The sequence below is a fragment of the Streptococcus suis genome (assembly GCF_002960445.1).
GTDB classification, from domain to species: domain Bacteria; phylum Bacillota; class Bacilli; order Lactobacillales; family Streptococcaceae; genus Streptococcus; species Streptococcus hyiners.
Genome location: NZ_POJD01000313.1, coordinates 1 through 404, shown reverse-complemented (window position 1 = coordinate 404; position 404 = coordinate 1). Strand labels below are relative to the sequence as shown.

Annotated in this window: 1 rRNA gene; it reads left to right on the top strand. The window is 41.1% G+C overall.

Annotation, left to right across the window (positions count from 1 at the left end):
* Positions 1-232 precede the first annotated feature (232 nt).
* Positions 233-404, top strand: a 16S ribosomal RNA gene (locus tag C1G53_RS11000); the annotation flags it as partial.

Genomic DNA, 404 nt, shown 5'->3' with positions numbered 1-404 from the left:
TGAGGGACTAGTTAACAGAGAAACGAAAAAAAGTTTCAAAAAAGTGTTGACAAAGTTCACAAGAAATGATAAACTAAGATAGTTGTCGCGAGAGCGCGATAACGACAAGACCTTTGAAAATTAAAGAAGACGAACCAAACGTGCAGGGTGATTTATCTAAAGATAAATCGTCAATGACAAAACAAAACAATAAAACGGAAAGCTAGCAATAGCTTGAGTTTGAATCAAAACTTTTTATGAGAGTTTGATCCTGGCTCAGGACGAACGCTGGCGGCGTGCCTAATACATGCAAGTAGAACGCTGAAGTCTGGTGCTTGCACTAGACGGATGAGTTGCGAACGGGTGAGTAACGCGTAGGTAACCTGCCTCATAGCGGGGGATAACTATTGGAAACGATAGCTAAT